Genomic DNA, 645 nt, shown 5'->3' with positions numbered 1-645 from the left:
CGTCGGCGGGCCGCCGCCACACCGGCAGTCCTGCTGCCTGATGTACGCCCTGCCCGGCCTGGACGCCTGTGCCGGGTGCCCCCGGCGTCCGTGACCGGCGTGCGCGGAAGGTAGTGAAAGCCGGGGTCAGTTGAGCAGCGGTGCCAGCAGGTCACCGTCGGAGGCCAGTCGCTCCAGCACCTCCTCGAAGCGCAGCTGTCGTAGCGCCTCCGGGTCCTCCGCCCCCGCCTCGACCTCTTCCCAGGTGCGCGGCGCGGCGACCCACGGGTCCTCCCGGCCCCGCATCGAGTAGGGGCAGACCGTCGTCTTGGCGGCGACGTTCTGGCTCCAGTCGAGGAAGACCTTGCCCGGCCGCAGCGTGCGCGTCATCTTCCACAGCACGAGATCGGGGTTCTTGCGGGTCATCTCCTGGGCGAGCTGCTGGGCCAGGTCGCGCACCTGGTCGCTGCTGAGGTCACCCCCGAGCCGGGCGTAGAGCTGCATCCCCTTGCTACCCGAGGTGACCGGGAAGAGGTCCATGCCCAGGCCCTCGAGGCGCTCGCGCAGCAGCAGCGAGACCTGCGCGCACTCGTGCAGGCCGGCAGGCTTGCCCGGGTCGAGGTCGATGACGAGCCGGTCGGGGTTCAGCCGCTCGCCGTCGGCCTC

At 71.9% G+C, this 645-nt stretch carries 2 protein-coding genes; one reads left to right on the top strand and one right to left on the bottom strand.

The genetic code is table 11. The features are described 5' to 3' along the window. The coding region (locus tag JCO01S_RS16470; protein WP_174521079.1) for a (2Fe-2S)-binding protein at positions 1 to 94 on the top strand (94 nt) is incomplete at its 5' end. A 32-nt stretch (positions 95 to 126) separates the two neighbouring features. Here the strand turns inward: JCO01S_RS16470 and ligD are convergent. After that, positions 127 to 645 (bottom strand): non-homologous end-joining DNA ligase LigD (gene ligD, locus JCO01S_RS16005; RefSeq protein WP_500778497.1); only part of this gene is annotated, 519 nt, incomplete at its 5' end.

Source organism: Janibacter corallicola NBRC 107790, assembly GCF_001570965.1.
GTDB classification, from domain to species: Bacteria; Actinomycetota; Actinomycetes; order Actinomycetales; family Dermatophilaceae; genus Janibacter; species Janibacter corallicola.
This window is presented reverse-complemented; position numbering and strand designations above follow the sequence as displayed.